We start from the raw sequence: 21,513 nt of genomic DNA on the forward strand, positions 1-21,513 counted from the left end.
TATCAGCCGCCGCAGCCGCCGATTGTAACTTTTACGGTCGCGGATGCCTTGGCAAAACTGCCATCTGCCATTTTCGCCACGGCAATCACGTCTTGCGTTCCCGCAAGACGGATGCGGGTTGAAGCGGCTTGTTCAGCAGCCAGCGGGCCGAAATTGAACGTTGCAACGCCCGGTTCGGGGTTGCCTGCGGCCACGATCAGAATCGAAGTGGCACCCGGGGCGCTTACTTCGATCGGTACGGTGTTTCCGTTCTCGGCAATTTCAGGTGCCGTCAGTGTCACACCGCCGTCTGCCACATCCGCCCCACCGGTAAACGCGGCAATCGCATCCTCAGCGGCCGCATTTGCACGGAGCGGCATTATTGTCAGGAACGCGGCGCCCAGCCCAAGGGCCAGAGTCTCGCGGCGAGAGAGTTCCATTTTCAATCTCCTTTGAATCTTCGACAATCACGCTATGAAAGCGCGACTATTGCTCTTTCAGGGTCGCAAGAAACGCGACCACGTCCTCGATATCCTGCGCTGTCAGGATCGGCGTCAGTGGTTCAGTCGGGGCTTTGCCGGTATAGGCATCGCCCGGGCGGATATAGCCGTCATTCTTGTAGAACGCTGGCATTACCGTGCCTTCGAACGTCATTTTTGCATTTGCGACCAATCCGCGAAGCTCGGCCTCAGACCAACGATCACCAGCGCCATCCAGCGTCGGACCAACCTCGCCCTGGAATGGAATGTCGGCCAAAGCCGATACCGCGTGGCACGCCACGCAATTGCCTTTTGACTTATCGCCAACGATAAGTGCGCCATTTGCCGCATCACCGGCGGCGCCGCTCAAAGACACCTCTACCTCACCATATTCACCATAGGTTACGTTTTCCGGGTCTGTCTCCGCTGCAAAAGCGGCACCCCCCGTCATTGCGCAGACCAATGTTAAGAGTCTCAGCTTCATGATCCCTCCCATTTGCTAATACGCCGACGGCGCCTTGCGACCCAAAGCATTTGTGTACCGTAGTCGACGAGTGCGGCCTGTCGCAACATTAAATTCATTACAATGAATTTTTTTATTTATAACCCCGACCCTCAATCTTGCGAAACATTGTTTCGCTCCTGAATGCGTCGCGCGTGATACCGCTGGAAATCTTCACCATTATCAAGTTCGTACCGCTTCTCGTAGACCCAGGTGAAAAGGTCCAAAGTTGTTCCTTTGGCGAACGCTCCCGGCATAACTGCAACCGCAGCTTCAATGGCAGTGGCGTCCTCGGGCACCTCTTCGGGAAGAAATACAAGGGTCGGGGTAAACAGAATCGCCCATTTGCGCATCAGCGCTCTTTGCTCGCTCTCTTCCCCATCAAAGTCGGTGGCCGTGGTGCTTCCATGCAAATCCAGTTGGACGACAAAGAAGTTCTCTTCGATGAACGCCGCCAGGTCAGGCTGGGGGAAAACCTCTTCATGCATTTTCTTGCAATAGATGCAGCCTTGTTGCTCGATAAACAAAACCAACCGCTTGCCTTCACCTGACGCCTCTTCAAGATCCTCGCGAAGGTCTTTGAACGTGTCGCGCATCCACGGCGTTTTGTGCAACCCATCGTCGCCAATCTCAGCAGCGGAAACTGCCACGCCTACCAAGCACGCCATCAATATTGACAATGTTCGCTTCATGTTTTCCTCCCGTTTTATCCAATGACTGCAAGCCAGGGCATATGGACCAGCATCCATTGGGCGACTTGATTGATGGAGTTGGTTGCGATCAGGACGCCGAACAGGATCAACAACGCCCCCATCACCTTCTCGATCAGAGACAAATGCTTTCTGAACCGTGCCATCCACTGCATGAAGGGGCGAACCAAGAAAGCCGCCAGAACAAACGGCGCGGTCATTCCTACCCCGTAGACGAACAAAAGAACCGCTCCACGCCAAGCCGTCTCGGTTCCGGCCGCTGTAAACAGGATTGAAGCGAGCACCGGCCCGACACAGGGCGTCCAGCCAAAAGCAAATGCCAGTCCAAGAACATATGCTCCGATCAGGCTCACGTTTGATGTCTCGCCGACGTCTGCCCGAAACTGTCGATACAGGAACCCGATGCGAATCAGCCCAAGGAAATGCAAACCCATCGTCACGATGATGGCTGCCGCTATCCAACGAAGGATATCGAAGTATTCGCGAACAAGTTGTCCGAATATCGAAGCCGTGGCTCCGAGAGCCATAAAAATCGTTATGATCCCCGCTGCAAATGCGATTGCAGCAAGCGTTGCTCTGCGGCGAACGTTGCCGGAAATAGCTGAATTCGCAGAAATCTGCTCCATCCCGACACCCGCCAGATAACTGAGGTAAAACGGCACAATTGGAAGGATGCAGGGGGACAGAAATGACAACAGCCCTGCGACCAGAGCTCCTGCAAATGTAATGTCGAGCATGGTCAAACCTGTCCTGGCGAGCTATCATTCATACATTCAAAGTAATAAAGATATGTCGCCGCGGTCAATCGGAGCTTGAGATGCGCCACCTTTTCCTGCTTGTACTTGCGATCACGTTGTTTGTGTCTCCCAAGGCTCTACGGGCGGAAATGACACTTCTGATGGCAGAAGAAGATGGGTGTATGTGGTGTGCCCGCTGGGATGCTGAAATCTCGGGGATTTACCCGAAAACACCGGAAGGAAATGCCGCCCCGCTTCAGCGCGTAGACATCCATGCATCCATGCCGGATGGAATCGAACTGGGAAGACCTCTGTACTACACTCCAACCTTTGTCTTGCTGAACAACGGCCGCGAAGTCGGCCGGATCGAAGGGTACCCCGGTGAAGACTTTTTTTGGGGTTTGTTGGGCGTGCTGCTACGTGACGCAGGGGTACAGATTGAGACCTCTGGATAAACGACGGCAAATTACATAAACTGTTTTGAATGCGTGAAGTTGAGAAAGCGAGGCGATCTTGTTGGATAAACCATCGAAACTGCCAGTGTTCACAAAAGACATGTGCGCAGAAGATCTGGACCAGATGATGGAGAATGCGCAAACGGCATCAAACTTCCTGAAGGCTATCAGCCACGAGGGGCGTCTGATGATCTTATGCTACCTGTCCTCGGGCGAAAAGTCCGTCACCCAGATGGAAGAGATGCTGTCAGCGAGACAGGCTGCGGTATCTCAACAATTGTCCCGACTGCGTTTCGAAGGTTTGGTCAAAACACGGCGTGAAGGTAAAACAATCTACTACAGATTGGCTGATGATCGATCGACACAAATATTGGAAGTTGTGTACGACCTCTTCTGCAGGCAGAAGTAAACGCCGATCAAAACGCCGCCAGCTTTGGGAGGAGACTGGCAATGTTCGAAGCATTGGGAGACGCAAATACCGTTGCTCTGATCGGTTTGATTGGTGGAATCGTGTTGGGACTGGCCGCGCGTGTCGGCCGATTTTGCACGTTGGGTGCAATCGAAGACTATCTTTACGCAGATGATGACCGGCGACTGCGCATGTGGGCAATTGCGATCGGTGTTGCAATTGTCGGAAGCCATACCGCAATGGCGTTTGGCTGGCTTGACCCTATCGGAACACGCTACCTTGCGCAGACCTGGAACCCACTCGGGTCGATCGTGGGTGGCCTCATGTTTGGTTACGGAATGGCCATCAGCGGAAACTGCGGCTATGGCGCGCTGGCAAGGTTGGGAGGTGGCGACCTTCGATCCTTCGTCATCGTTCTGATCATGGGTCTTTCAGCGTATGTCGTAATGTCAGGTCCCTTGGCTTATCTGCGGGTTTGGGTCTTCCCAGTGGAAATGGATCTCAGCGGCCCTCAGAGCATCAGCTTCCTTGGTGAACGGTTGACCTCTATTCCAGCCTGGCTCATCGGCTCTGCTGTCGGTGTTGTTTTGGTGATATTCGCTTTGGCGAACCAACAGTTCCGCCGCGCTCCGAAACACGTGTTCTGGGGATCTGTGGTTGGGCTGGCGATCGTTTCAGGCTGGCTTGGCACGAATTGGGTGGCGACACAGGGTTTCGACGGTGAGCCGGTGCAAACTCATACCTTCGCTGCCCCCCTGGGGGACACGATGTTCTACCTTATGACGGCGTCCGGAAACACTTTGTCTTTCGCAGTCGGGTCAGTCTCAGGAGTTCTCATCGGCGCGTTTTTGGGATCTTGGTCAAAAGGCCATTTTCGCTGGGAAGCATGCGAAGATCCACGTGAACTAAAGCGACAAATGCTGGGCGCAGCGATCATGGGACCGGGAGCGATCATCGCAGTAGGTTGCAGCGTCGGACAAGGCATATCCGCCTTCTCGCTTCTGGCCTACAGCGCACCAGTTACATTCGCTGCGATCTTTGCAGGCGCAGCGCTTGGATTGAGACAGCTCGTTTCCGGACTGTCATTCATAACTGAGCGCTGAGTTCAGAACACTATCGAGCCAAATGCCGTAAGAGCCGTCAGTGATACTGATCGGCCCTACATGCGAAATGCAGTTTGATATTTGGAGTATGACCAGATCATTCAGCGGCGCGCCCGAAAGAGTGCTTCAAAAAAGCACCGGCATTAGTTCATGCCCAAGGCTTCCTTGTACATCTCAATAACTGCCTCTTGCTCAGCAATATCATCCTTATCTCTTTTTCTGAGAGAAATGATGCTGCGAAGGGCCTTCACATCGTAGCCACGCGACTTACTCTCTGAATACACTTCTTTTATTTGGTCCGCGATGTCTTTCTTTTCCAACTCCAGGCGCTCGATACGCTCTACAAATTGGCGCAGTTCCCCAGAGGTGACCTTGTAACTTGCTTCTGCTTCTTCAGACATGCTCATCTTTATCTTCCTAATTCTGGACCATCACCGCCAAGAGAATACAGTTTGAACTACTTGTATTCGTCTTAAGTCTTTGTCGTCACGTATATAAAACAGTTTTCCAGTGATGGGTGTGGCCGCGCGACTTGGCTTCAGCCATGACTTCTTTGTGTTGTTCCGTCCGGCGCTTTTTCTCTGCATTCAGACACTCAAACCACTCGATGAACTGACGCAGCTCGCCTGCCATAAAGCGATAGTTGGCCGCGGCCTGATCTTCGATGATGACTTCCATACGCGTCTCTCCCAAAGGCTGAAGTCTGGTGCAGGATGCCGGATACAATGCCGCCGCCCGGGTCGCAAGCACCCAATCTACTAGCGCACTTGTACGATGGGATCCGATCCGCTAAGCGCAGAGGGAGTTTGCGAGGAAATGCAGGGCATCATGTTCGAATTCATCACCTGGGGCGGTGCGGCCCTTTCACTGGCCGGGCTTGCCGGTCTGGTTTGGTGCATTCTTCGCGTGATGAAGGCGCGCAAGGCCGGTCTGTCGGACGACGAGTTGCGCGCTGTCGTTCAGGGCGTATTACCCTGGAACCTGGCTTCTTTGTTCCTGTCAGTGCTTGGATTGATGCTGGTCATCCTCGGAATATCCTTCGGATGACCGCCCAACTCAAACCGGCAAGTTATCGAACAACGCTTCGATGGCGTCTTCGCACAAGGCCGCATCCAGACGACGCAGTCGGGACGGCACTTGCATCCCCTCCTGCCTCATACGGTCAATAACCTTGCTCACACTTGGTTGAAGCGCCAAGCGCGTATCAAGGGACGCGTTCCTGAGCTTTTGTTCAAGCTGTTCAGCTTCGGAATAAAGACTTTTTGTTGTCATAATACCCTCCCAAGTGTCGTCAGTATTCCAGATTTAGGTAACGGGAATAAGACCCGATAATAATAACCTCACCTTGTGCGGGATATTGCCCAACGCATTTGTAATTTCGGCAATCCGGCGCGGATGGGTTAAAGTTTAATCTGATTTAATCGTGAATGCCTTGACCCGCATCAAATGCAGTTTCGATGTTGCATCACATTCCATTTTGCATATATGATATATGGTAACCGATACGGAGGAAATCATGACACCCGCTGTGAAAGCGTTTTTTGACGATCAGACCTTCACGGTGTCCTACGTTGCTCATGAGCCGCAGGGACGTGCCTGCGCCATCATCGACAGCGTTCTGGATTTCGATCACGCCTCGGGGCGCACGGCGACAAAATCGGCTGACGCAATCATCGACTATGTGCGCGCGCACGATTTAAAGGTCGAGTGGATACTGGAAAGCCACGTTCACGCAGATCACCTGTCAGCTGCCCCCTATCTGCAACAGGCACTGGGTGGCAAAATCGGAATCGGCGCTCAGATCGTCACCGTGCAGGACACATTCGGCAAAGTTTTCAATGAAGGAACCGAGTTCCAGCGCGATGGCAGCCAGTTCGACGCCTTGTTCTCGGAGGGTGACAGTTTTCACATCGGCCAGATGCGAAGCGATGTTCTGCACACCCCCGGCCATACCCCAGCCTGCCTGACCTACGTAATAGGCGACGCCGCCTTTGTAGGAGACACGCTGTTCATGCCCGATTTTGGCACAGCCCGCTGTGATTTTCCCGGAGGGTCGTCAGCGAAATTGTTTGAATCGATCCAGAAAATCCTGTCGCTGCCAGACGAAACACGCATCTATGTCGGGCATGATTACAAAGCGCCGGGCCGTGATGAATACGCGTGGGAAACGACGGTAGGTGAACAGAAAGCGCTAAATGTTCATATCGGACAAGGGCGCAGTATCGAAGAATTCGTGGAAATGCGTGACGCAAGGGACGCCACACTGGCCATGCCACGTCTGATCCTGCCCTCTCTGCAGGTCAATATGCGGGCGGGTCAAATGCCTCCGGCCGATGATCAAGGCGATGTCTTTCTGAAGCTGCCGGTGAACAAAATCTGACGCAAGTCAAACCGATCAAAAAGGATAACTCCACATGAACATCGAGTGGATCTGGGGGCTGTGCGGCGGTCTGCTGATTGGCCTGGGCGGAGCCGTGTACCTACTTGGAAATGGCAGGATCATGGGTGCAAGCGGTATCTTGGGCGGTCTTGTCGACGGTGAGGCCGGCGGAACGTGGCCCGAGCGCCTGGCCTTCATTGCCGGGTTGATCGGTATGCCGCTCCTGCTGCGGCCACTGATCGCTCCCGAGGCCCAAACGCATCTTACCAGCAATCTGGGTCTTGTTGTTCTGGCCGGGCTTCTTGTCGGCGTCGGAACGCGTATCGCCAATGGCTGCACGTCGGGTCACGGGGTCTGCGGCATCTCGCGGTTTTCTCTGCGCGGCATCGTGGCAACCGTATTCTATATCCTAGCTGGGGGAGTGACCCTCGTCCTGCTGCGCCATGTTTGGGAGCTGATCTGATGCGCCTTATCATTGCATTACTTGCCGGATCCCTGTTCGGTGCCGGATTGTTGATTTCAGGTATGACGGACACGACCAAAGTTCAGGGCTGGCTGGATGTATTCGGAAACTGGGACCCGACCCTTGCCTTTGTGATGGGTGGCGCCATCCTGCCGATGCTTGTGGCGTGGAGGCTGACAATCGGTCGCAAAGCCCTGACCGGGGACGATTTTCCGCCTCCTGCAAGGCCCGAGGTTGATCAAAGGCTTATCGTTGGTTCGGTCCTTTTCGGGATGGGCTGGGGCTTGGCCGGGCTTTGCCCCGGACCAGCTATGGCCTCGTTGACTTATGGTGGGTTGGGTGGCCTGGTCTTTCTGATTGCGATGGTCGCCGGCATGTTCATGGCGCCTGCGCTTGGCGCTCAACTGGACAGAGCCGCAAACGCGGCCTAAGGATCTGGTATGGAGATTCGACCGATCACGACCCGCTATGCTGTCTCGCCGCAGATCACGGTAGAAGACGTCCCGGCGATTGCCGAGGCGGGCTTCGTTAAGGTGATCTGCAACCGGCCCGATGGTGAAGTTCCCGCGATCATGCAATCCGACGCAATCGGTGAAGCCGTTCGTGCCGCTGGTATGGAATACGAAGTATTGGAACTGACACACCAGACCATGACGCCCGAGAATGCAAGGCGGCAACGCGAACTGACAGAAAGCTGCGATGGTCCGGTTTTAGCTTATTGCGCCTCGGGCACTCGGTGTTCGGTGGTCTGGGCCCTTGGTCAGTGCGACCGCATGAGCACGGACGACATTCTGACCGCTACGACAAATGCCGGGTATCAACTGGAAAATCTGCGCCCCGCACTGGAGCAATTCCGAAACAGGGCGGACTAAACCTTATTCCGCGTCGGTATTTGTGTCGGCAGCGTCAAGGCCAGCCAGTTGCGAAATCTCCGCGACCATCCGTTCGGAATCGTTCAGTGACAGATCGTTGTCTGCCAGTTCCAAACCCTCGTCCCCTGTTGCCGGAGGCATCACATCCACCGCATTGGAAACCGATTCGGCCAGGTGGTCGTGCGGCTGCATTCTCCCTCGGCTCTCGACAAACTCCTGCGCATCAGCCCCAGACAAGGCGGGTAGAGCCGCATGTTCGTTCAATCGAACGGCTCGCAAGCCGCCACACTGACCAAGGCGACCAATGCCCGTTGGCGTTCGGTCGATAGTCAATATCTCAGTTCTGTCCAGACGTGCCCCGTGTAGTGGCAAAACACTACCGGGTTGAATCGTTGACAGATCGGACAATGGCAGCGACATCCGGCACAAAACGGCGTTCAGTTCCGCCCGAACAACACCCGATGATAGCGCAATCCTCGGACCGGCCGTTTCCGTAACCTTATCAACTTTGTCCGGCGCAGCAGGATGATCCGGAAGGAAAATTGATATTTGTCCTTGCTGCACGCCGTTGGCCAGATCAACCGTCAGATCAAAGACATGGTGCGCGTCTGCAGACATGGCCAAAGACAAGCCGCGCGCATCTTCCGAACGTGCGGCAAGCTCATATCCTGTCAGACAAATCTGCTCGTCCGCAGCGTCTATTAAGCCGGCGGACAGAGTCAGCGCGGATTCGATAAATGGCGCCGCCATGGCGGCGTCCGTATCTGTAAACACCCTTGGTTCGGGATCTCCGGGCAGTACTTCACCGATGGTCTGGGTTTGTACAATGGCGGACACTACGTGCGGGTTCAAGCAAATCGCAGCGCGGCCCTCCTGTCCATCAAAAACCAACAGCAGCCAATCCTGACCGACAGATTCCACCAGATCATCCTGAGAGCCGCTGGCTTGCTTTGCACCGATGACAGCCAAGGGAAGGTTCAATCGATCGCTTGCTGCCCGCGCAAACCCCAAGCGCAGCGCCCGCAGAACCGAACGCGGACGATCGCCTAAATCTTTTCGTCCAACAGACAGTTTGCGCGCCAAAGCGGCGCTGACGGTTTGTGACATGGCGCCCGATCACCAGTTGTTCCAATAACTGACTATTGGTTTACCCCGCCGAGCGTTACGAAGTTCTTTACGACGAGGTCATTGCGCAGCCTGCTGGAACGCCAACGGCATGCTTACCCGGAATGCCGCGCCGCCCTGTCCGGGCAGATACGTGATCTCGCCGCCCAACCGCTGCATGATCTCTCGGCAAATCGCCAACCCCAAACCTGCACCCCCTGCCTTGTCGACCCCGACTCGGGCAAATTTCTCGAACACCATCGACCGCGCCCCGGGTGGAATGCCGCTGCCGTTATCGATGAAATCGATGATAACCCTCCCGCCGACGTCGTGAGCTGATATGACTAATACCGGTTCTTCCGCGTCACAGTATTTCTGCGCGTTCGAGATCAGATTGATGAACACCTGCCCCAACCGGTCCAGATCCGTATGAAGGGACATTCGCTCTGCCGTAAGAGTCCGCCGGACCGTGATTTTCCTTTCCGCTCCAGCCAGCGCACTGGACACTGCGCGGTCCAGAACCGAACGCAAACTGTCATCGCTGAGGTTCAGATTGACCTGCCCGTTTTCGAGCACGCTCAAATCCAGCAGATCGTCGAGAAGCCGGGTCAGGCGCAAGGCCTCATCGTGAATGATTGCGGCATAGCGGGTCTGTTCCTCTCGGCTCAGGCCCTCTGTATCCCGCATGATCTCGGAAAAAGCTCGGATCGAGGTCATCGGCGTACGTAATTCGTGACTGACCTGACTCAGGAAGCTGTCTTTTTGCTCGGAAATCTGAGTGAGCTTGGTGTTTGCTTCACGCAGCTGGCGCGCCGTGCGGGACAATTCGGACGACTTCTCTTCCAACTTCCCTGAGTACTCCAGAAGCTGCGCCGATTCATCCGCCACCGCAAGCAGGTCTTCAACCGAAACCGAAGACCCGCCCACGATCTGAGCGATCATCGCATGTGCCGTGGCGGTTCCGACCGACCCGCTCAACTCTCGCTCTAGACGGTTGAGGAAACCCGGGGTTGGTTCCGGCATGTGCGACCGGCCACCCTGTTTTTCAGCCTCAGCCTGGAAGAACTCCTGCGCCGGGGCGGTGCCCAGAATACGCTGAGTCATTATCATCAGGTCTTCGCTTTGCGCCACCGAACCGGACCAGCCGCCCGGTGAAACCGAATGATCGAAAACGTTGACGAACTGCGCGCCCTGCAAACGCTCCAGAGGGCTTGGAAAGCTCAGCAGGGACGCCACGCAAAATGCAATGGTATTGAGGGACAGAGACCACATCACGGTGTGGACCATCGGGTCGATCCCTTCGATCCCGAACAGAGCATGAGGACGCAGCCAGGCAAGACCGAACAGCCCATTTTGCATTACAGCCTCTGGCATCCACGGCGCGCCCATACCTGGCAACAACAGTGTATAAATCCACAATATGAAACCGACGCTCAGCCCGATCAGTGCCCCTGTCCGGGTTGCTCCGCGCCAGAACAGCCCTCCGACCAAAGCAGGCAGAATCTGCGAGATGCCGGCAAAGGCAATCAATCCTATCGATGCCAGTGCAGCACCACCGCCGGACAACCGATAATAAAAGTAACCCAACGCCATGATCACGGCGATGGAAACACGGCGCGCTATCAAAACAATGCTTCGCACATCGCCCGAGACTGACCCTGTTCCTTCATGGGTGTTCAGCCATATCGGCATGACCACATGGTTCGACACCATCGTCGACAAGGCCATTGCGCTAACGATAACCATCGATGTTGCGGACGAAAACCCACCGATAAAGGACAGCATCGCCAGCCAGTCATTGCCCTGCGACAACGGTACGGTAAGCACGAACAGGTCGGGATTGGCCCCCTCTGGCAACAGATCCAGACCAACGACGGCAATTGGCACGACAAACAGGCTCATCAAAAGCAGATAGAGCGGAAACGCCCAGGCAGCCGTTCTCAGATGACTTTCGTCATCGTTTTCAACCACCATCACCTGAAACATGCGCGGCAGACAGATAAAGGCCGCGGCGGACAGAAAAATGAAAGTCGTCCAGCGACCGGCATCGACATTCCACTGTCCGATTTCCGAGGCATCGATCTGTTCCATCATCGGGCCAACGCCACCAGCGATACCCCACACTACGAAAACGCCCACGGCGATAAGAGCAAACAGTTTGACCACGGCTTCAACGGCAATGGCCGTGACGACGCCGTGGTGACGCTCGTTCACGTCCAGATTGCGCGTACCGAAGAGAATTGCGAACACGGCCAGCCCCGCGGCGACCCAGAAAACGCTGGACCCTTCGCGATACAGGCCTGATGGATCGGCTTCGGCGAATATCGAAAATGACAGGGTAATCGATTGCAACTGGAGCGCGATGTAGGGCGTCCCGCCGAGCACGGCTAGAACGGTCACACACACGGCCAATGTGTTTGACTTGCCGTAGCGTGACGACAGCAGGTCTGCGATGGAGGTCACCCGCTGGCTACGTCCGACTCTCACCAGCTTGCGCAACCCCCACCACCAACTGACCATTACCAGAGTGGGGCCGAGATAGATGGTGACAAACTCCAAACCGGACCGCGCGGCATTGCCCACCGCACCGTAAAATGTCCAGGCAGTGCAATAGATCGACAGTGACAACGTATATATCAGGGGAGACCGCAACCACGTTCCCCGCCGTGCTGCGGCCATCCGGTCAGCTGCGAAAGCTACCGCGAACAAGAAAACGACATAGGCAAGGCAGACCAGGATCAGCGTGTTAATGGTTGCCATCACTCAGCGTCCGCGTCTCGATCCTCGCGCGCGCCTATACGGCGGGCAGCAATACCAAAAACCAATCCGACCAGGATCAGCGCGCCCCAGCAGACAAAAATGTAATAAGTCGCTGAAGACAAGGGGACGGCCGCACCCCCACTGGATTGATCGGGCCACAGCAACGGAAGCGCCAGCAAAGCCGCCCCCAAAAAAGGTAGAAGCCGCGCTGCATCCGTTAGCCTGCGTCGGCGATAGCTTTGACGTTCGAGAAAAAGCGAGGGCCGTGTGACCTGTGGTTTATCCTTGTTGCCCTCGCCAGTCATCATATTCGCGTCGCCTGCGCGTGAAGATCGCGCACAGCCGTCAGTACTTCGGCATTGGAAAACGGTTTGGTCATGAAACGGCTGACACCTGCGTTTTCCGCCATTTCCCTGTCCCGCGATTGACCGCGCGCGGTCAGCATCAAAACCGGTAAACCTGCCAGTTCTTCCATCTCTCTGATGTCCCGCAGAATATCCATGCCGCTCTTACCCGGCAGCATGACGTCCAAAATGACCAGGTCGGGCTGTGCCCCCTGGATCACCTGAACCGCATCCGCTCCATCGCCATGCGTTTCGACCTGCCATCCCTCGCGGGTCAGCAGGAACCGGATTGCTTCGGCAATGTTCGGCTCGTCCTCGATCAACAGAACCTTGCGGCTCATATTTTCAGTTCCTCCCCAAGACCGTTCCTCCATCCCGAGACCGGTCCTTTTTAGACTAAGCCTTCTGCCGGGAAAGTGTCAAAAGCCTTCGCTCAAAATCGACGGCTCGCGGCGGGCCTTGCACGCATTGCTGGGACAGACGCGGCAGTTCGACCCGACCCGCGTAACCGGTGCGTCACCTGTTGTTTCGTTGACCGAACGAACCAGCATGACCGAGCGGTAGGCGGGATCCTGATCATACCCCAATACAGCATAAGGCCAGGCATAGGCGAAGCATTCGAATTCAGCAGGTGTCCGGCCCATCTGGACAACTTGCTTGCGAACAGGAACAAGCGGACGACTCAAAGCCGAAAACAACGGCCATAGGGGGCAAACCTCACCATGCCTCGCCAACGCAAAGCCCGGAATCGGCTTGATGAACAATATGCTGCCGGACGCATCGCACAGCACCATACCAACAGGTTGCGGCAACACATCCTCGGGCAAAAATGCCAGTCGTCTGAGAATGGTGGCGACGTCTACGGAAAAACGGTGGGCCAACGCGATGGGATCCGCGTCGTATTCTTGAAGACCCGATCTGAGTGCATCCAGCGGCAACACAGTTGCATCATCGCGATACATCTCCAGAATTTCACGCGCCACAATTCGGGCAGCCGACGTGTTGAGACTGCTCAGATCAACAGCATCCACGTCTTCCCCTTGTTCCAGTTCCGAAAAACTGTACCTGCGGGATTCGAAGAAGGCTTCGACCTCTTCAAGCGGAACACCGCGCGGATCAACTGACGAATCACTTTCGTCCAGAAAGGTTACAAGCGCCTTGGAACTGCCGGCCAGTCGTTCTGCATCCTGATGCAAGTTTTTGTGAAATCGCTCCCGCCACTCGGCTTCGATGTCCTTTGTGTCTGCAAGAATTGCCGCTGTTGAACGAATCGCGGCCGCTGTGGACAGCACTTCGTGCATTGATGCCGCAAGATGAGGGTCATGCGTCAGGCGATCTGACAAGACCTCGACATTCCGCTCAAGCGAAACAACCCGGCGGTGCATCTGTGCAAGAACCCCGGCCCACCCGGGAAAACGCCCGGCGAATTCCTCCAGCCCGTCCACTTCGGCCTGCTGCCCGACGGCATCATCCGCCGCCTCCCGCAGGGCCGTCACAAGGGTTGCCTCAATCCCCTGGGTCAGGACAGAAGGTTCAACAGAGAGTGCAGACGCTATGTCCACCAGTAATTTGCCACCAATCCTTCGGCGGTTATGTTCGATCAGGTTCAGATAAGACGCCGATATCCCGGCCAGGCGCGCAAGTTCTGCCTGCCGAAGCCCGGCAATCTGCCGTCTTTCCCGGATGCGGCTTCCTGTCAACATATCGCGCATGATTGGCTTCTCCTGACCAGGGTTCGGTCGCCTGTTTTCAGAACATATCATGTGTTTCTGTAGTTTACCCACAAGTTTTCAAGTCGCATTTACACCCTTAACAAAAACCGCAACAACCATGACACATCAGCAGCGCATCAGCAGTCACAATAAACCGCATCTCCCCTTCAATTCCGCGTGGTTTCCCGGCACGATAGGCAAATGAGTGACCCCGCCTTTGAATATGCCCCGATCGGGTTGGTTGAGCTGGAAAACCGGATCATCAAACGCTGCAATCTGCAGTTCGCCCGCACTTTTGGTGGTGAAGAAACCGATTACCGCAGCATGCCGTTGCTGCATCTTTACCCGTCGGTTGCTGATTGGGAGAGGATCGGAGAACGCAGCCTTCAAGTGATGCGTGACACCGGGTACTACACGGATGAGCGCGTCATGCGCCGACGCAATGGCGATCTGTTCTGGTGCCGCGCCCGTGGCCGTTCCTTGACACCGGATGACCCATTCCTGCATGGAATCTGGAGCTTTTCCGACATCTCGGAAGAACGTCCCCTTGTCGAATTGACCGTCCGAGAACGCGAAGTGGCGATCCTGTCCTGCCGCGGCCTGTCCGCCAAGGAAATCGGCGTGGAATTGGGGCTGAGCTACCGCACAATCGAAGCCTATCGCGCCCGCCTGCTTGAGAAATTCGGGGCCCGCAAATTACCTGAGCTGGTCGCCAAATTGTCAGGGATGCCTCTGTAACCTGTCCGCCCCTTTAAATTATACGAGATTCCCGCCTGTGATGGTGCGAGTCGACGCTTTTCATGCACCGCCGCTTAGCCTATAACCCTGCGTAATTTGATCAGAGCCCGCAAGAAACAGACGGGCCAAAGGGGAACCGTCGAGGATACTCATGACAGACACCAAACACGAAGCGGATGTGGCATTCATCAAAGCTCTGGCCGAGTTGCTGCGCGACAACGATCTGACCGAACTGCAGGTCAAGCGCGAGTATGGCGACGAAGACAGCCTGAACGTCCGCGTCAGCCGTATAACACAAGTCGCGGCCGCGCCAGTTCAGGTCGCCGCACCTGCAGCAGCACCCGCCCCTGCAGCGGCCCCCGTCGTGGCGGAAGCTCCTGCCGCTCAGGAAGATCCGGCCAGCCACCCCGGCGCTGTAACTTCCCCTATGGTTGGTACCGTCTACATGCAGCCCGAGCCCGGCGCACCTGCGTTCATTTCGGTCGGCGCTTCTGTTTCCGAAGGTGACACTCTTTTGATCGTCGAGGCAATGAAGACCATGAACCACATCCACGCACCCAAATCGGGTACCATCAAGCGTGTTCTGGTCGGCGATGGCGACGCTGTGGAGTTCGGCACCCCTCTGGTCATTATCGAGTAAGGCGGGCCCATGTTCGACAAGATCCTGATTGCCAACCGAGGCGAGATCGCCCTGCGCGTCATCCGCGCCGCCCGCGAGATGGGGATTAAGACGGTTGCCGTCCACTCCACCGCGGATAGCGACGCGATGCATGTGCGCATGGCTGACGAATCGGTCTGCATCGGCCCCCCGCCCAGCCCCCAGAGTTACCTGTCAGTGCCCGCGATCATCTCGGCCTGTGAAATCACCGGTGCGCAGGCGATCCACCCCGGCTATGGTTTCCTGTCCGAGAATGCCGAGTTCGTGCAGATCGTCGAAGATCACGGCATCACTTTCATCGGCCCCACAGCGGAACATATCCGCGTCATGGGCGACAAGATTACTGCCAAGGACACGATGAAGGCTCTGGGCGTGCCCTGCGTTCCAGGATCTGATGGTGGCGTGCCTGATCTTGCGGCCGCCAAGAAGATCGGTGAGGAATTCGGCTATCCTGTCATCATCAAGGCCACTGCAGGTGGCGGCGGACGCGGCATGAAAGTCGCGATGAACGCGAATGAGATGGAAAGCGCGTTTATGACCGCGCGTGCCGAGGGCAAAGCCGCCTTTGGCAATGACGAGGTTTATATAGAGAAATACCTGACCACGCCGCGCCACATCGAGATTCAGGTCTTTGGCGACGGTAAAGGCAAGGCCGTTCACCTGGGCGAGCGTGACTGCTCTCTACAGCGGCGGCACCAGAAAGTATTCGAAGAGGCCCCAGGTCCCTCCATCACGCCGGAAGAACGCGCCAAGATCGGCAAGGTCTGCGCCGACGCGGTCGCCAAGATCAACTATATCGGCGCCGGAACGATCGAGTTCCTGTATGAGAATGGCGAGTTCTATTTCATCGAGATGAACACCCGTCTTCAGGTGGAACACCCGGTAACCGAAGCTATTTTTGGCGTCGACTTGGTGCGCGAACAAATCCTTGTCGCCGCGGGTGAACCGATGTCGTTCGGTCAGGACGATCTGGAAATCAACGGCCACGCCATCGAGGTTCGGATCAACGCCGAAAAGCTTCCCAATTTCTCGCCCTGTCCCGGCAAGATCACCGCGTATCACGCACCGGGTGGCTTGGGGGTTCGAATGGACTCGGCGCTCTATGACGGTTACTCGATTCCACCCTACTACGACTCTCTGATCGGCAAGCTGATCGTGCAGGGTCGCGACCGGGCAGAAGCGCTGGCCCGACTGGAACGCGCATTGGGAGAACTGATTGTCGACGGCATAGACACCACTGTCCCTCTGTTCCACGCCCTGTTGCAGGAACCCGATCTGCGCAGCGGCAACTATAACATCCACTGGCTGGAGCGCTGGCTTGCGGAGAATATGGAACAGTAGTCACCAAGGACCGGAGGGCCCGTGCCCCCCGGTTGACTCATACCTGACATGAGCTTGTCCCCCGAACTATTGCTGCATGGATACTCCATCGGTATCTTTCCGATGGCCGAGCATCGCGATGACCCCGACCTGTTCTGGGTCGATCCCAAGTTCCGGGGCGTCTTTCCACTGGACGGATTTCACATATCCCGAAGCCTGGCACGCCGTATTCGAAACTGCGGGTTCGACATCTCAATCGACCAGGACTTTTCCGGCGTCGTCGACGGCTGCGCCGACAGGGCCGATACCTGGATCAACGCCCAGCTGCACGACCTTTACCGTCAGCTGCACCAAACCGGTTATGCGCATTCGTTGGAAGTCTGGGAAGGCACTGCGCTGGTGGGGGGCGTCTATGGCGTGACCCTGGGCGCGGCCTTCTTTGGCGAAAGCATGTTTTCAAGGCGCAAAGACGCCTCGAAAATCGCCCTCGCGTATCTTGTGGACCGTCTGCGGCAAACCGGGTTCCTTCTGTTTGACACGCAGTTTCTAACCGCACATCTGGCCTCTTTGGGGGCGATCGAAATTCCGCGCGGTGTCTACAAGAAAGAGCTGGAAGAAGCCCTGAACCTCAGCACCGATTTCACAGCGCCGCTAAATCAGTCCGCAGCGAGTGTAATACACCGTATGACCCAAACGTCATAACGCGCGTGATCCAGCGCATTCAAAGCCGGGGACGTCGCGATCATCCAACCGTCAAACAGCTGATCGGCCTTTCCGCTCTCCCAGATGGTCAGATAGGCGAAAGCGTCACCCGTTGGATTGTCAACGGGATAACGGCAATCCCCCAAGGCGACATCCAGCCCAAAAACCGCTGCTGTCTCGCCGGTCTGCAATTCAACATCGACGGTCTGGCCATTCACCTTGTCGAGGCCTCGCAACAGTGCCCCGGGTCCAGACTGAACATTCTGCTGCGCGGCCGCACCAGTGCCGGAAAGCAACAAGGCAAGAAACGCGACGCGTATCATTCGCTGCCGTCTCCGGCGACAAACTTGACCAGAAGCGAGATCAGGCTGACCGCGCCCTGGGTATCCTCGATCTCATCGCCGGGATCAAAAAAGAACGGCGAGCCGCCGGGCATTACCTCGACGAAGTTTCCGCCCAGCAAACCTTCTGACGAAATGACAATGGCACTGTCGTCCGGCACGAGAATCCCGTCCGCAATCGTGAAGGTCGTGTCCGCCCGGTAGGTATCCGGGTTGAGGTTGACACCCGTCACGGTTCCGATTTTGACACCGGCAAGGCGAACATCCGTGCCGACGCCTACCCCTTCCAGAGATCTGAACGACGCGCCCAGTTCGTATCCAGCGGTACCTTGCGACAAGCCCGTCGATTGACTGGCATAAACGCCAAATGCCACGGCACCGGCCAATACGACGCCGCCGACAAGAATTTCGGTCCAGTTATGGGTCGACATTTTTGCCTCGTCTATTCTGGGCTCCAGGCCTCATAGTCCCTACGCTCCATCGGTTCTGCACGACGCAGAGACCCGGCAGGAGTATAGGCCAGCGCGGTGCCGGTCAGGTTTTCCTGATGTGGTTTTTCCCAGGATTTATGCGGCAGCGGTTTATCCGTCGGAGGCTCGTCCCAAGTGCGATGTAACCAACCATGCCATTCAGGATCAACCCGGCTGGCTTCGGCCTCACCATTAAAAATAACCCAACGCCTGCTGTCGTCGGCATTGCGGTAAAACACGTTGCCTTCATTGTCTTCGCCCACTTTCACGCCCTTGCGCGCAGTGTAGATCTGAGTGTTCAAAGTCGACCCATTCCACCAGGTCACAGCTCGCAAAAGACTGTTCAGGATTCCCATCGGGTGCCTCCGGCATTTCGTCGAAGAAAGGTATGGACCAAAGGCCCGCCAAGGTCCAGTGCCCCTGATACCACCTGCGTCACTCCGACAGAAAGGCGGTCACTTCGATCTCGATCCTGTATTTCGGATCAATCAATCCGCATTCGATCATTGTCGCCACCGGAGGATTGGCTCCGAAAGTTTCGGCCAGAATCGGCCAGCACGGCTCAAACTCACTGCGATCGGGTAACATGTAAGTGACCCGAACCACATCGTGAAAGCCTGCGCCAGCCTCTGCCAAAGCCTTCTCGATTGTCGCGAGGGCTGATCGGCACTGTTCAACTGCGTCTTCACCCTGCCCGACGGTACCGGCGACGTGAACCCATCCGCCTGCGATCACTGCACGGCAGTACCCGACTTTTGCTTCGAACTCACCACCAGAGGGAATGCGTTTAAGCGTCATGACCATTCACCTTACCCGCTTGGGAAACCGCCGGAGTTGTACATACTTGCACGCGCAAACCTTCCAGGTGGAAATCCCCGGCTTCTTTTGGCTGGGAGTACCGCGGGGGAAGTTCTCATTTGGTGGCGGGGGCAGAGCCCCCTCAACCGATTCAGCACACCGAACCACAGCCGCGATCGATGACCGATTTTATCCGGCCGATGCCGACTCCGGTGCAGCGTCGGTATAGATGAACAGAGGCTGCGAGTCAGAGATGACCGCCTCTTCGTTCACAACAACTTCGCTGACATTCTTCATACCAGGCAGTTCGAACATGGTATCCAGCAGAATATCTTCCAGGATCGACCGCAGACCCCGCGCACCGGTTTTGCGCTCGATGGCCTTTTTGGCGATTGCCTTCAGGGCGTCATCCGTAAAGGCCAGTTCAACATCCTCCAGTTCGAACAGACGCTGGTATTGCTTGACCAATGCGTTCTTGGGCTTGGTCAGGATAGTCACCAGCGCGTCTTCATCCAGGTCCTCAAGCGTCGCCAGAACCGGCAGACGACCGACGAATTCCGGGATCAGGCCAAATTTCAGCAGATCCTCGGGTTCCAGTTCCTTGAATATCTCGCCGACACCGCGGTCATCATTGTCGCGCACATCGGCGCCAAAACCCATGGCCGAACCTTTGCCGCGTTGCGCGATGATCTTGTCCAAACCCGCGAATGCGCCGCCACAGATGAACAGAATGTTCGTCGTGTCCACTTGCAGGAATTCCTGCTGGGGATGCTTGCGACCACCCTGCGGGGGGACGCTGGCCACTGTCCCCTCCATCAGTTTCAGCAAAGCCTGCTGCACGCCCTCACCCGACACGTCGCGCGTGATCGAAGGGTTCTCGGACTTGCGGGTAATCTTGTCAACCTCGTCGATATAGACGATGCCACGCTGTGCACGTTCGACGTTGTACTCACTGGCCTGAAGCAGCTTGAGGATGATGTTTTCGACATCCTCGCCCACATACCCGGCTTCGGTCAGCGTAGTCGCGTCCGCCATGGTGAACGGGACGTCCAGAATGCGCGCCAATGTCTGCGCCAGCAGCGTTTTACCACAACCGGTCGGGCCGATCAGCAGGATATTCGACTTCGACAGTTCGATATCGCTGCCCGCTTTCTGAGCATGGTTCAAACGCTTATAATGGTTATGAACGGCAACCGACAGAACCCTCTTTGCGGTGGCCTGACCGATTACATAATCGTCCAGTACTTCGCAGATATCCTTGGGCGTCGGAACACCGTCAGAAGACTTCAGCCCGCTGGCCTTGGTCTCCTCGCGGATGATGTCCATGCACAGCTCAACACATTCATCACAGATGAAAACCGTGGGACCTGCGATCAGCTTACGGACTTCATGCTGGCTTTTGCCGCAGAAACTGCAGTAGAGCGTGTTTTTCCCATCGCCGCCTGAATTCGTCGCCATGATCTACCTTTCGGGCTTCGTCCCTGCACCCCTTTTCGGGGGCGCTTACACCTGTGTGTGCAGCTTAGGCCAGCACTCTGGCGGCTACAATCTCAAAATGACCCCCGCGCCGGTGACGCGGGGTATTGGCCTCAGGCCTCTTCCGTGTCCATTTTCGCTCGGTTTTCGACAATCTCGTCGATGTGACCCCATTCCTTGGCCTCTTCAGGGCTCATGAAATTGTCACGATCCAGCGCTTTTTCGACTGCCTTTTTCGTCTGTCCGGTGTGACGTACGTAGATGTCATACAGGCGATCCTTCAGCTTCTGCGTTTCAGCCGCGTGAATCATGATGTCACTGGCCTGGCCCTGGTATCCGCCGCTGGGCTGGTGCACCATGATGCGGCTGTTGGGCAGTGAAAAGCGCATTCCCTTCTCGCCCCCGGCCAACAGAACCGACCCCATCGAGGCCGCCTGACCGATAACCAATGTGGAACATTTCGGCTTGATGTATTGCATTGTGTCGTAAATCGACAAACCGCTGGTCACCACTCCGCCAGGCGAGTTGATGTAGATCGAGATTTCCTTGTTCGGGTTTTCCGCCTCGAGGTGCAGCAATTGCGCCACAACAAGATGGCTCATCCCATCATGGATCGGTCCGTTGATGAATATGATCCGCTCTTTCAGCAGGCGGGAGAAAATATCATAGGCGCGCTCGCCCCGGCTGGTCTGCTCAACGACCATGGGGACAAGTGTATTCATGTAGGTTTCTACGGGATCGAACATTCGTAACCTGCCTGTTTAGCTATGGATCGGGACAATATCCCAACAAGTGTTACCTGAGTCTTAGTGTCGGCTAAGGGGGGCTGCAAGGGGGGGCAAGTGAGAACGCTGACCGAATGTTGATCGTGATCAATCCTCAAAGCGAACCATCTGTTGTTTCCCGGGCTGATCCGCAGATCGCCTTCAGTTGAATTGCATGCACTTTGCGTTTCGGGAACATTCAATCCGAACTCCCCTTTCACACATCACGCTATTTTG

At 56.1% G+C, this 21,513-nt stretch carries 30 protein-coding genes; 12 read left to right on the plus strand and 18 right to left on the minus strand.

The genetic code is table 11. The features are described from left to right. Positions 1-2: 2 nt before the first annotated feature. The 4 genes from soxY to D1823_RS09120 form a co-directional block, all read right to left on the minus strand. On the minus strand, positions 3-419 hold the full coding sequence (gene soxY / locus D1823_RS09105; protein ID WP_117869619.1) for a thiosulfate oxidation carrier protein SoxY: 417 nt from the start codon (positions 417-419) through the stop codon (positions 3-5). Positions 420-465: 46 nt separating this feature from the next. Beyond that, complete coding sequence (soxX, locus tag D1823_RS09110; RefSeq protein WP_117869620.1) at positions 466-942, minus strand: sulfur oxidation c-type cytochrome SoxX; 477 nt, start codon at positions 940-942, stop codon at positions 466-468. Between the two features lie 131 nt (positions 943-1,073). Continuing rightward, a complete protein-coding gene (locus tag D1823_RS09115) occupies positions 1,074-1,652 on the minus strand; it encodes a thioredoxin family protein (protein WP_117869621.1) in 579 nt (192 codons plus the stop codon). Between the two features lie 14 nt (positions 1,653-1,666). Next, entirely contained in the window at positions 1,667-2,407 is a 741-nt protein-coding gene (locus D1823_RS09120) for a cytochrome c biogenesis CcdA family protein (protein WP_117869622.1), read from the minus strand. Positions 2,408-2,487: 80 nt separating this feature from the next. Here D1823_RS09120 and D1823_RS09125 point away from each other — a divergent pair, with 80 nt between their 5' ends. The 3 genes from D1823_RS09125 (at position 2,488) to D1823_RS09135 (ending at position 4,374) form a co-directional block, all read left to right on the plus strand. Next, positions 2,488-2,862 carry a hypothetical protein gene (locus D1823_RS09125; RefSeq protein ID WP_117869623.1) on the plus strand — a complete coding sequence of 125 codons (375 nt, stop codon included), beginning with the start codon at positions 2,488-2,490 and terminating at the stop codon, positions 2,860-2,862. Positions 2,863-2,962: 100 nt separating this feature from the next. Next, the gene (locus tag D1823_RS09130) at positions 2,963-3,271 is read left to right on the plus strand and encodes a metalloregulator ArsR/SmtB family transcription factor (RefSeq protein ID WP_117872807.1); all 309 of its coding nucleotides are present in this window, start codon (positions 2,963-2,965) and stop codon (positions 3,269-3,271) included. 41 nt (positions 3,272-3,312) lie between these two features. Then, positions 3,313-4,374, plus strand: coding sequence for a YeeE/YedE family protein (locus D1823_RS09135; protein ID WP_117869624.1), 1,062 nt, complete (start codon positions 3,313-3,315; stop codon positions 4,372-4,374). A gap of 143 nt (positions 4,375-4,517) precedes the next feature. Here D1823_RS09135 and D1823_RS09140 read toward each other — a convergent pair whose 3' ends face one another. Together D1823_RS09140 and D1823_RS09145 are read right to left on the minus strand one after the other, a co-directional pair. Beyond that, positions 4,518-4,781, minus strand: a complete 264-nt coding sequence (locus D1823_RS09140; protein ID WP_117869625.1) for a DUF2312 domain-containing protein — start codon at positions 4,779-4,781, stop codon at positions 4,518-4,520. 79 nt (positions 4,782-4,860) lie between these two features. After that, entirely contained in the window at positions 4,861-5,052 is a 192-nt protein-coding gene (locus tag D1823_RS09145) for a GapR family DNA-binding domain-containing protein (RefSeq protein ID WP_117869626.1), read from the minus strand. Positions 5,053-5,202: 150 nt separating this feature from the next. Here D1823_RS09145 and D1823_RS09150 point away from each other — a divergent pair, with 150 nt between their 5' ends. Further along, entirely contained in the window at positions 5,203-5,421 is a 219-nt protein-coding gene (locus D1823_RS09150; RefSeq protein WP_117872808.1) for a hypothetical protein, read from the plus strand. Positions 5,422-5,430: 9 nt separating this feature from the next. Here D1823_RS09150 and D1823_RS09155 read toward each other — a convergent pair whose 3' ends face one another. Continuing rightward, the gene (locus tag D1823_RS09155) at positions 5,431-5,646 is read right to left on the minus strand and encodes a hypothetical protein (protein ID WP_117869627.1); all 216 of its coding nucleotides are present in this window, start codon (positions 5,644-5,646) and stop codon (positions 5,431-5,433) included. Between the two features lie 244 nt (positions 5,647-5,890). On the opposite strand from D1823_RS09155, the gene D1823_RS09160 reads away from it, so the two are divergent. Genes D1823_RS09160 through D1823_RS09175 form a run of 4 tightly spaced genes read left to right on the plus strand, consistent with a single transcriptional unit; the run spans position 5,891 to position 8,089 of the window. Further along, entirely contained in the window at positions 5,891-6,754 is an 864-nt protein-coding gene (locus D1823_RS09160; RefSeq protein WP_117869628.1) for an MBL fold metallo-hydrolase, read from the plus strand. 34 nt (positions 6,755-6,788) lie between these two features. Further along, the gene (locus D1823_RS09165; RefSeq protein WP_117869629.1) at positions 6,789-7,217 is read left to right on the plus strand and encodes a YeeE/YedE family protein; all 429 of its coding nucleotides are present in this window, start codon (positions 6,789-6,791) and stop codon (positions 7,215-7,217) included. Next, complete coding sequence (locus D1823_RS09170; protein ID WP_117869630.1) at positions 7,217-7,648, plus strand: DUF6691 family protein; 432 nt, start codon at positions 7,217-7,219, stop codon at positions 7,646-7,648. Before D1823_RS09165 ends, D1823_RS09170 begins: the two co-directional genes overlap by 1 nt. A gap of 9 nt (positions 7,649-7,657) precedes the next feature. Then, positions 7,658-8,089, plus strand: coding sequence for a TIGR01244 family sulfur transferase (locus tag D1823_RS09175; protein WP_117869631.1), 432 nt, complete (start codon positions 7,658-7,660; stop codon positions 8,087-8,089). Between the two features lie 3 nt (positions 8,090-8,092). Here D1823_RS09175 and D1823_RS09180 read toward each other — a convergent pair whose 3' ends face one another. From D1823_RS09180 to D1823_RS09200, 5 genes are all read right to left on the minus strand, one after another. Next, positions 8,093-9,196, minus strand: coding sequence for a FliM/FliN family flagellar motor C-terminal domain-containing protein (locus D1823_RS09180; protein WP_117869632.1), 1,104 nt, complete (start codon positions 9,194-9,196; stop codon positions 8,093-8,095). Between the two features lie 78 nt (positions 9,197-9,274). Continuing rightward, a complete protein-coding gene (locus D1823_RS09185; RefSeq protein WP_117869633.1) occupies positions 9,275-11,953 on the minus strand; it encodes a sensor histidine kinase in 2,679 nt (892 codons plus the stop codon). Beyond that, complete coding sequence (locus D1823_RS09190) at positions 11,953-12,261, minus strand: hypothetical protein (protein WP_254683698.1); 309 nt, start codon at positions 12,259-12,261, stop codon at positions 11,953-11,955. Before D1823_RS09190 ends, D1823_RS09185 begins: the two co-directional genes overlap by 1 nt. Next, the gene (locus D1823_RS09195) at positions 12,258-12,638 is read right to left on the minus strand and encodes a response regulator transcription factor (protein ID WP_117869634.1); all 381 of its coding nucleotides are present in this window, start codon (positions 12,636-12,638) and stop codon (positions 12,258-12,260) included. The genes D1823_RS09190 and D1823_RS09195 overlap by 4 nt, the downstream gene beginning before the upstream one ends. 78 nt (positions 12,639-12,716) lie before the next feature. Continuing rightward, positions 12,717-14,009, minus strand: coding sequence for a helix-turn-helix domain-containing protein (locus D1823_RS09200; protein WP_117869635.1), 1,293 nt, complete (start codon positions 14,007-14,009; stop codon positions 12,717-12,719). Positions 14,010-14,210: 201 nt separating this feature from the next. Between D1823_RS09200 and D1823_RS09205 the strand changes: the two genes are divergently transcribed. The 4 genes from D1823_RS09205 to aat all read left to right on the plus strand — a co-directional run bounded on the left by D1823_RS09205 (position 14,211) and on the right by aat (position 17,427). Further along, positions 14,211-14,747: a LuxR C-terminal-related transcriptional regulator gene (locus tag D1823_RS09205; protein WP_117869636.1), complete on the plus strand. Its 537-nt coding sequence runs from the start codon at positions 14,211-14,213 to the stop codon at positions 14,745-14,747. 151 nt (positions 14,748-14,898) lie between these two features. Continuing rightward, positions 14,899-15,387 carry an acetyl-CoA carboxylase biotin carboxyl carrier protein gene (gene accB / locus D1823_RS09210; protein WP_117869637.1) on the plus strand — a complete coding sequence of 163 codons (489 nt, stop codon included), beginning with the start codon at positions 14,899-14,901 and terminating at the stop codon, positions 15,385-15,387. Between the two features lie 9 nt (positions 15,388-15,396). Beyond that, complete coding sequence (accC, locus tag D1823_RS09215; RefSeq protein WP_117869638.1) at positions 15,397-16,746, plus strand: acetyl-CoA carboxylase biotin carboxylase subunit; 1,350 nt, start codon at positions 15,397-15,399, stop codon at positions 16,744-16,746. Between the two features lie 48 nt (positions 16,747-16,794). After that, entirely contained in the window at positions 16,795-17,427 is a 633-nt protein-coding gene (aat, locus tag D1823_RS09220) for a leucyl/phenylalanyl-tRNA--protein transferase (protein ID WP_117869639.1), read from the plus strand. Here the strand turns inward: aat and D1823_RS09225 are convergent. From D1823_RS09225 to D1823_RS09250, 6 genes are all read right to left on the minus strand, one after another. After that, positions 17,382-17,750 carry a DUF2155 domain-containing protein gene (locus D1823_RS09225; protein WP_117869640.1) on the minus strand — a complete coding sequence of 123 codons (369 nt, stop codon included), beginning with the start codon at positions 17,748-17,750 and terminating at the stop codon, positions 17,382-17,384. The two genes, aat and D1823_RS09225, sit on opposite strands and share 46 nt — an antisense overlap. Beyond that, positions 17,747-18,199, minus strand: a complete 453-nt coding sequence (mlaD, locus tag D1823_RS09230; protein WP_117869641.1) for an outer membrane lipid asymmetry maintenance protein MlaD — start codon at positions 18,197-18,199, stop codon at positions 17,747-17,749. The genes D1823_RS09225 and mlaD overlap by 4 nt, the downstream gene beginning before the upstream one ends. A gap of 11 nt (positions 18,200-18,210) precedes the next feature. Next, entirely contained in the window at positions 18,211-18,594 is a 384-nt protein-coding gene (locus D1823_RS09235) for an NADH:ubiquinone oxidoreductase subunit NDUFA12 (protein ID WP_117869642.1), read from the minus strand. Positions 18,595-18,673: 79 nt separating this feature from the next. Next, positions 18,674-19,036 (minus strand): RidA family protein, encoded by a 363-nt coding sequence (locus D1823_RS09240; protein ID WP_117872810.1) that lies wholly within the window; start codon positions 19,034-19,036, stop codon positions 18,674-18,676. 189 nt (positions 19,037-19,225) lie between these two features. Beyond that, complete coding sequence (gene clpX / locus D1823_RS09245; protein WP_117869643.1) at positions 19,226-20,494, minus strand: ATP-dependent Clp protease ATP-binding subunit ClpX; 1,269 nt, start codon at positions 20,492-20,494, stop codon at positions 19,226-19,228. Positions 20,495-20,625: 131 nt separating this feature from the next. Next, a complete protein-coding gene (locus D1823_RS09250; protein WP_117869644.1) occupies positions 20,626-21,258 on the minus strand; it encodes an ATP-dependent Clp protease proteolytic subunit in 633 nt (210 codons plus the stop codon). Between the last annotated feature and the right edge of the window lie 255 nt (positions 21,259-21,513).

This window comes from Ruegeria sp. AD91A, from assembly GCF_003443535.1.
In the GTDB taxonomy this organism is placed as follows: Bacteria; Pseudomonadota; Alphaproteobacteria; order Rhodobacterales; family Rhodobacteraceae; genus Ruegeria.

Bases quoted from the DNA above. Each gene is read 5' to 3' on its own strand.
- D1823_RS09175 (WP_117869631.1), top strand. From the start codon at position 7,658: ATGGAGATTCGACCGATCACGACCCGCTATGCTGTCTCGCCGCAGATC.
- mlaD (WP_117869641.1), bottom strand. From the start codon at position 18,199: ATGTCGACCCATAACTGGACCGAAATTCTTGTCGGCGGCGTCGTATTG.
- D1823_RS09190 (WP_254683698.1), bottom strand. From the start codon at position 12,261: ATGATGACTGGCGAGGGCAACAAGGATAAACCACAGGTCACACGGCCC.
- D1823_RS09120 (WP_117869622.1), bottom strand. From the start codon at position 2,407: ATGCTCGACATTACATTTGCAGGAGCTCTGGTCGCAGGGCTGTTGTCA.
- aat (WP_117869639.1), top strand. From the start codon at position 16,795: ATGAGCTTGTCCCCCGAACTATTGCTGCATGGATACTCCATCGGTATC.
- D1823_RS09140 (WP_117869625.1), bottom strand. From the start codon at position 4,781: ATGAGCATGTCTGAAGAAGCAGAAGCAAGTTACAAGGTCACCTCTGGG.
- D1823_RS09200 (WP_117869635.1), bottom strand. From the start codon at position 14,009: ATGCGCGATATGTTGACAGGAAGCCGCATCCGGGAAAGACGGCAGATT.
- accB (WP_117869637.1), top strand. From the start codon at position 14,899: ATGACAGACACCAAACACGAAGCGGATGTGGCATTCATCAAAGCTCTG.
- D1823_RS09180 (WP_117869632.1), bottom strand. From the start codon at position 9,196: ATGTCACAAACCGTCAGCGCCGCTTTGGCGCGCAAACTGTCTGTTGGA.
- soxY (WP_117869619.1), bottom strand. From the start codon at position 419: ATGGAACTCTCTCGCCGCGAGACTCTGGCCCTTGGGCTGGGCGCCGCG.
- D1823_RS09225 (WP_117869640.1), bottom strand. From the start codon at position 17,750: ATGATACGCGTCGCGTTTCTTGCCTTGTTGCTTTCCGGCACTGGTGCG.
- accC (WP_117869638.1), top strand. From the start codon at position 15,397: ATGTTCGACAAGATCCTGATTGCCAACCGAGGCGAGATCGCCCTGCGC.
- D1823_RS09205 (WP_117869636.1), top strand. From the start codon at position 14,211: ATGAGTGACCCCGCCTTTGAATATGCCCCGATCGGGTTGGTTGAGCTG.
- D1823_RS09145 (WP_117869626.1), bottom strand. From the start codon at position 5,052: ATGGAAGTCATCATCGAAGATCAGGCCGCGGCCAACTATCGCTTTATG.
- D1823_RS09235 (WP_117869642.1), bottom strand. From the start codon at position 18,594: ATGGGAATCCTGAACAGTCTTTTGCGAGCTGTGACCTGGTGGAATGGG.
- D1823_RS09125 (WP_117869623.1), top strand. From the start codon at position 2,488: ATGCGCCACCTTTTCCTGCTTGTACTTGCGATCACGTTGTTTGTGTCT.
- D1823_RS09155 (WP_117869627.1), bottom strand. From the start codon at position 5,646: ATGACAACAAAAAGTCTTTATTCCGAAGCTGAACAGCTTGAACAAAAG.
- D1823_RS09170 (WP_117869630.1), top strand. From the start codon at position 7,217: ATGCGCCTTATCATTGCATTACTTGCCGGATCCCTGTTCGGTGCCGGA.
- D1823_RS09240 (WP_117872810.1), bottom strand. From the start codon at position 19,036: ATGACGCTTAAACGCATTCCCTCTGGTGGTGAGTTCGAAGCAAAAGTC.
- D1823_RS09185 (WP_117869633.1), bottom strand. From the start codon at position 11,953: ATGGCAACCATTAACACGCTGATCCTGGTCTGCCTTGCCTATGTCGTT.
- D1823_RS09115 (WP_117869621.1), bottom strand. From the start codon at position 1,652: ATGAAGCGAACATTGTCAATATTGATGGCGTGCTTGGTAGGCGTGGCA.
- clpX (WP_117869643.1), bottom strand. From the start codon at position 20,494: ATGGCGACGAATTCAGGCGGCGATGGGAAAAACACGCTCTACTGCAGT.
- D1823_RS09135 (WP_117869624.1), top strand. From the start codon at position 3,313: ATGTTCGAAGCATTGGGAGACGCAAATACCGTTGCTCTGATCGGTTTG.
- D1823_RS09165 (WP_117869629.1), top strand. From the start codon at position 6,789: ATGAACATCGAGTGGATCTGGGGGCTGTGCGGCGGTCTGCTGATTGGC.
- D1823_RS09195 (WP_117869634.1), bottom strand. From the start codon at position 12,638: ATGAGCCGCAAGGTTCTGTTGATCGAGGACGAGCCGAACATTGCCGAA.
- soxX (WP_117869620.1), bottom strand. From the start codon at position 942: ATGAAGCTGAGACTCTTAACATTGGTCTGCGCAATGACGGGGGGTGCC.
- D1823_RS09130 (WP_117872807.1), top strand. From the start codon at position 2,963: ATGTGCGCAGAAGATCTGGACCAGATGATGGAGAATGCGCAAACGGCA.
- D1823_RS09250 (WP_117869644.1), bottom strand. From the start codon at position 21,258: ATGTTCGATCCCGTAGAAACCTACATGAATACACTTGTCCCCATGGTC.
- D1823_RS09150 (WP_117872808.1), top strand. From the start codon at position 5,203: ATGTTCGAATTCATCACCTGGGGCGGTGCGGCCCTTTCACTGGCCGGG.
- D1823_RS09160 (WP_117869628.1), top strand. From the start codon at position 5,891: ATGACACCCGCTGTGAAAGCGTTTTTTGACGATCAGACCTTCACGGTG.